General features: G+C 39.4%; 8 protein-coding genes. 4 read left to right on the top strand and 4 right to left on the bottom strand.

The annotated features are described in order from the left end of the window. The 3 genes from KQI_RS0101005 to KQI_RS0101000 all read right to left on the bottom strand — a co-directional run. Positions 1-488 (bottom strand): alpha/beta fold hydrolase (locus KQI_RS0101005; RefSeq protein WP_010344803.1); only part of this gene is annotated, 488 nt, incomplete at its 3' end. A gap of 377 nt (positions 489-865) precedes the next feature. Continuing rightward, entirely contained in the window at positions 866-985 is a 120-nt protein-coding gene (locus KQI_RS29710; protein WP_422120967.1) for a cyclase family protein, read from the bottom strand. A 196-nt stretch (positions 986-1,181) separates the two neighbouring features. Continuing rightward, a complete protein-coding gene (locus tag KQI_RS0101000) occupies positions 1,182-1,643 on the bottom strand; it encodes a RidA family protein (RefSeq protein WP_010344802.1) in 462 nt (153 codons plus the stop codon). A gap of 615 nt (positions 1,644-2,258) precedes the next feature. Between KQI_RS0101000 and KQI_RS27540 the strand changes: the two genes are divergently transcribed. From KQI_RS27540 to KQI_RS29485, 3 genes are all read left to right on the top strand, one after another. Further along, the gene (locus tag KQI_RS27540; RefSeq protein WP_010344801.1) at positions 2,259-2,420 is read left to right on the top strand and encodes a DUF255 domain-containing protein; all 162 of its coding nucleotides are present in this window, start codon (positions 2,259-2,261) and stop codon (positions 2,418-2,420) included. A gap of 188 nt (positions 2,421-2,608) precedes the next feature. Continuing rightward, on the top strand, positions 2,609-2,749 hold the full coding sequence (locus KQI_RS28675; protein WP_169314535.1) for a hypothetical protein: 141 nt from the start codon (positions 2,609-2,611) through the stop codon (positions 2,747-2,749). A 46-nt stretch (positions 2,750-2,795) separates the two neighbouring features. After that, positions 2,796-2,924 carry a hypothetical protein gene (locus KQI_RS29485; RefSeq protein WP_277813508.1) on the top strand — a complete coding sequence of 43 codons (129 nt, stop codon included), beginning with the start codon at positions 2,796-2,798 and terminating at the stop codon, positions 2,922-2,924. A 15-nt stretch (positions 2,925-2,939) separates the two neighbouring features. Here the strand turns inward: KQI_RS29485 and KQI_RS0100985 are convergent, their stop codons facing one another. Next, positions 2,940-3,554, bottom strand: coding sequence for a cysteine hydrolase family protein (locus KQI_RS0100985; RefSeq protein ID WP_029389972.1), 615 nt, complete (start codon positions 3,552-3,554; stop codon positions 2,940-2,942). Between the two features lie 351 nt (positions 3,555-3,905). On the opposite strand from KQI_RS0100985, the gene KQI_RS0100980 reads away from it, so the two are divergent. Further along, positions 3,906-5,160, top strand: a 1,255-nt coding sequence (locus KQI_RS0100980; RefSeq protein ID WP_010344799.1) for a helix-turn-helix domain-containing protein, incomplete at its 3' end; no start/stop codon positions are given.

Here is a 5,160-nt window from a genome sequence, read left to right as displayed (position 1 = left end):
ACCGGAAGGCAGACAATGATTTTAAGGTATTTCTGTGCAAACCGGAGCGTTTCAAGGGACCCTAGCGAATGTCCCACAAACAGGTAAGGCGGCTTTTGGCCGGATGCTTGCAGCACTTTGTGTATTTCGTTCGTTATTGTATCGATGTCACGCTTCTTGTCCGTCGTATCACTGTACCCATAGCCGAACCGGTCGTAAACTGCGAATTTAACATGTGGTGCGAGCTTCTCGTACAGCGGAGAAAAATCCACATACGGATTGGCCGTGCCCCACCCGGAAGCGAATACAACCGTTACATCCCCTTGACCCCCGGCATATAAATGCATTCTTTTTCCATCCACATCGTACAGCTTGCCGCTAGGGGTATACGATTTCAAATCCTTCCGGACGCTCACCTGTTCATATATCGCGCCTGCTCCCAGAAAAACAAGAATAGCCACGAACCCGATAACAACCGTCTTCCATAATCTTTTAAGCCATTTTTTCACTTCTCACACTCTCCTGGATGTCAGTATGTTCAACGTTACACACTAAAAAGCTGCTACATAGCAAGCGATTGGTGCGTAAATTTCCCGATTCTTTATTCCAAGAATGGTGTAGACACATTAACCCTATCACTCTATTAAATCTTTTTAAATTAAGCGATAACATAATAAAGTGTTTCCCAGTGTGGGCACACTTTATTATGTTACCGCTTTTTTGTACTAACTTGCTCGTGTGTCTTGAATTTTTCAATGATTCTATGCACGCATTATCGTAGCAATTGCCTTTGCGGCTCATGCACGATGAATTCTTCTGAGGTAAAATCTTTAAACCTTACTGCATACTCCTCGAAAAAATCGCACCCTATCGCTCTCGGTTTCTTTTATACCAGCCATCTTCCCGCATCCAACGTCAGAAACGGCGAATCTACAAAGTACCGTGGAAATTGTCCCCATGTTTTATCGCTCCAACCGGTATTGAGAAGAATGATATCTCCAGGCAGGATTTCCGCTTAACAGGCTTCCAAGTCCGCCGTCGTAATCCCTTGATGATCTTTGATGTGGGTCAAGTACATAATAACGGCATTTAAGATTTAAATCCTTCCGGTGCACTGATATCTGAAAAATCCACGCTGCCGATTGAATTTGGATCCACGAACACGACATCCGTTACGACTTGTTTTTCGACCGTTTCGTCTTTTACGGTTCGAACCGCTTTCCTTCTTTTTCCAAGACGGCGATCGCTTCGATTTCGATTAAAAGATCCGGACTGACAAGTTCAGACACTCCGATGTGAGAACGAGCCGGTCTATGTCCATTGAAAAAGGCGTTATAGACTTCGTTTACTTCATTTTGCAGATCCATACGCTTATTAAAAATGGTTGTCTTAACAATATCGTTGATCGTACCTCCGGCGGCTTCCACGACAATTTTGATATTTTCAAGAACAATTTGCGTCTGTTCTTTAATCGAGCTCGGCAGAGACATACCCGTATCGCTTCTCTCGGACGTTGGAACCCAACCAAAAGAGGGGTGACTGTAATACAGAGGATAGGCCGTAGCACCCGAGAGGTATAAGGTTGTTGCTCCATGCTTCACTTCATAACCTAACGAAAATGGCATATCGTCAACATAACCAGGCAAAACAATCGTTTTTTTCATTTTTAAATAAAGCCTCCTTTTTGAAATCTGGAATTTACGGTTTGAATCCGTCAGGCGAGTTAATTTCGGAAAGATCAATCGAGTTGATGCCGCTCTGTTCCACATATAACACGTCTGTAATAACTTCTTTCTCAACCGGCTTTTCCACATCCGCATTGTACGCCTGTTCGACAGCCGCTTTTCATATAATCATGCCCCTCGCCACTCATTTAGACATATGTATTGTGTGCTACAATATAAGAAAAGTACATCTGTACCGGTACAGATATATCTCGATGGCTTATTTTGATGCATAAATTTTTGCTATATAAGTTGAACTAAAGATTAGAAAACAATGGTAAGGAATTAGCTTCTACCCAGAACAGAGTATATCTTAAGGTTATCTGTGATTTTACAAATCAGATAGATTAAGCATATTTCTACTACAGTCTTGACGGCACAAATTGGACGGCTATAGGCAACACGCTTCAAATGTCATATACAATGCCGCACTTTATGGGATACCGTGTTTCTTGTGAAATTATTTCCATCCCCTGCGATTTCCATCCACCAATTTGGGTAAACTAACATTAAGTATATTTTTCCCTAAATTCAACCCAAAAGAGGTGATGCCCCATGACAACGAACAGCAAGCCCAATAGATTAATCGCTGAGAAATCTCCTTATTTACTCCAACATGCTCATAACCCAGTGAACTGGTACGTATGGAGTGAGGAAGCTTTTGACACAGCGAGACGAGAAAATAAACCTATTTTCTTATCTGTTGGGTATTCGTAGTGTGGCTTATGTCAACTTGTCATTGGTGTCATATCCCCAAAATACACCTACTTAAATAAGAATTCTACTTGCGGAACATCCCCGATGTAATTCTTAATATATATAACCTTCTCAATGATTTCTTTTAGTAGACTATTTTTGGCTTCTGTTTCAACAGTCTAAAACATGTTGGTGAACAATTCGAGGATATGGTAAAGAAAAGAGCAGAAGAGATGATTGCAGATAAATTAGATAATGATTTTATAGATTCACTTCGTTCTATTTCTAGATTAACAGATGAACTTGAGGATAAGTTGAAAATAAAAATAAATAAATATACTAGTGAATAAAAAGTATTTCTCATATTGTGTACATAGAAATGAGGGGGAATAAATCATGGAGTTTCAAAACTCAACCTATGGTGTTGAAATTGTGGGGGGATCTGATTTTTGGAGGGAGTTAGATTATTATCTCAACCGATGGTGCGATCTGAAAAATACCGGAAACATAAATAAGAGAAGATAAAATAAAAGAAGTATTTCAATGGTTGTGAAGTCTACTGGAAAGTGCTATGAAATCAGTCTTCGTTAGAACAGCTCGGTTTCGTGTTCCAGGACTATTAAGCATATGCCACGCTGTGTACTGTTCGGCATAAGCATTAGCAGCAGAGAAGCCGTCTACAGGAACGACAACATTATATCCACGGAATGCAGCAGCTGTTGCCGTGTGAAGAACTGCTCCATTGGCTGAGTAACCAGTTACGATAACATTTTTAATATTATTATGTTGTAAAATATTCTCTAAATCAGTTTTGTAGAATTTATCTACGTTTGATTTCACTATTGGGTCTCTAGGGGAAGGACTTAATTGATAGTTAATATCAGAAACATTCCCTGCATGCGTAAGACTATAGACAATTAACATTCCCACCTCACGTGCTTTAGTCAATAAATTGTTAATCTTAGAGATGGACGCAATACAGCGATGATTATTACATATAGAATTCTCCATATCTAAGATAAGGAGTGCAGTACTTCTAGGGTCAATATAGACTGCTTTTAGCTCAGGTGCAGGTGGAGCTATGACAGTATTCCATTCGTCGATGATTGTATGATCAGAGCGCCAATTACCACATGAGGGACAGCGATACATCATAATAAGCCTCCTAAATGGTTCTTTACTTTAGCCTATGTAGCGAGTTAGAAAGAGGTGTATAGAAGGTCAACAATATGCCTCACTAGACAAATAATCAACTGGCAAGAGCGTTAGGAAAAAGACTTGAATAAAAAATATACTGCCAATCAAACGATACCTTTAACCATGAAATCATCGGAAACTATCCAAAAAGGTATCTTAAGTAAATATCTGAAAAGTATATGACTTTATTCCGAAAAATGGTAAGATTATGAACAATAAAACAAAGATATTCTACTACTTATTTCTCAATTACATAATTTATTTAACTATGCATTATATGACAAGTTTATGATGAAAGGTGGATATGACATGAAGCATACACCTACGATTTTGGCAGAGTTTGAAGATTATCTAAAACAAAATAACATGACGTTGGCTCAATTTGCGGAATATTCAGGTGTTCATCAAAGAACGCTTAGTAATTGGATTACTCAGCATCGTCCTGTTGCCGTGCAGCAGCTTGATCGAATCACTTCGGCTATGGGTTTACCAGAAGGTCACTTATACGACTTATACATAGAAAACTACATTATTGACCTTCCCCCCAACATGAGACGAATTGAACCGTTGTTGTATGGTTGTGCGGAACTGGACAAGCTAGATGCGATCCGTCGAATGGTTGGACATATTATGGACAATCTACTCTATTCACCCAAACTATTTGATATTGCGGAAACCCTATTCGCACAGGGACGATATGATGCGGCTCTGCTGCTCTATGAGAACGTAGCAGAAGTTGAGAAATATCAGCATTCCGAACGTCTGGCTCTTTGCCAGTATCGAATGTTCACGATTCAGGTTGGAGACGACCAAAACCGAAATCTCAGGGCAGCTACGATATTTGAAGTTTTTGTGGAACGCCTAGATGAAATAGAACAACTTGATGCGTTAAAGGATTTGGCGAATGTGTACAGGTCTTTGCGCATATGGGACAAGGTCGATGAAATGGCTAAAAAAATGAAGGCGAAAGCAAAATTCCAATATTCAATGAAGCATCAACAAAAAAGTAGAGAACGCAATGAGGTTATTAAGAAACTGAGCCGCCCAATGTTTGTATATATCACCTATGCTGATCTATTGTGTGCAGGTGTATGTGAATCACGTGAAGATTATGGACAGGCATTACAATATACGTATGAATACGTTAATTTAGATTGGGTCAAAGAGACAGATGAGAACACCCAACATTGGGTCAAGTTGTTTCAACATTGGGCGCAAGCTAACGTTATTGTGAACAAGCTTTTATCTGGAGATGTAAGCATGATACATGATTATGTTGAATATATTAGTACATCATCAGATACAACAGAAGAAGATCGGGTTGTGCAACTTTTGAATGTTTTAATAGCAGCTAACCAGCATCAGGTGGATGTGGATTATATACTTCAACGGTTTGAAACGGAGATAGATTCTATTACCCGACAGCAAGCATCTGCTGATATGTACACTTATCAAGTGGTACCAGAACAAACAACGCTTTTTGAATATGAAGTAGCTAAATATTACTTAAATAGGGGGAGATATTCATATGGCTTTAAGTACCTGCTAGACGTTTTAGCTAAAT

The organism is Paenibacillus peoriae KCTC 3763 (assembly GCF_000236805.1).
GTDB lineage: Bacteria > Bacillota > Bacilli > Paenibacillales > Paenibacillaceae > Paenibacillus > Paenibacillus peoriae.
The sequence above is the reverse complement of the archived record's forward strand: the minus strand, read 5'-3'. Positions and strand labels throughout refer to the sequence as shown.

Excerpts from the sequence above, each read along its gene's own strand:
- KQI_RS0101000 (WP_010344802.1), bottom strand. The coding sequence starts at position 1,643 with ATGAAAAAAACGATTGTTTTGCCTGGTTATGTTGACGATATGCCATTT.
- KQI_RS27540 (WP_010344801.1), top strand. The coding sequence starts at position 2,259 with ATGACAACGAACAGCAAGCCCAATAGATTAATCGCTGAGAAATCTCCT.
- KQI_RS28675 (WP_169314535.1), top strand. The coding sequence starts at position 2,609 with ATGGTAAAGAAAAGAGCAGAAGAGATGATTGCAGATAAATTAGATAAT.
- KQI_RS29485 (WP_277813508.1), top strand. The coding sequence starts at position 2,796 with ATGGAGTTTCAAAACTCAACCTATGGTGTTGAAATTGTGGGGGGATCT.
- KQI_RS0100985 (WP_029389972.1), bottom strand. The coding sequence starts at position 3,554 with ATGATGTATCGCTGTCCCTCATGTGGTAATTGGCGCTCTGATCATACA.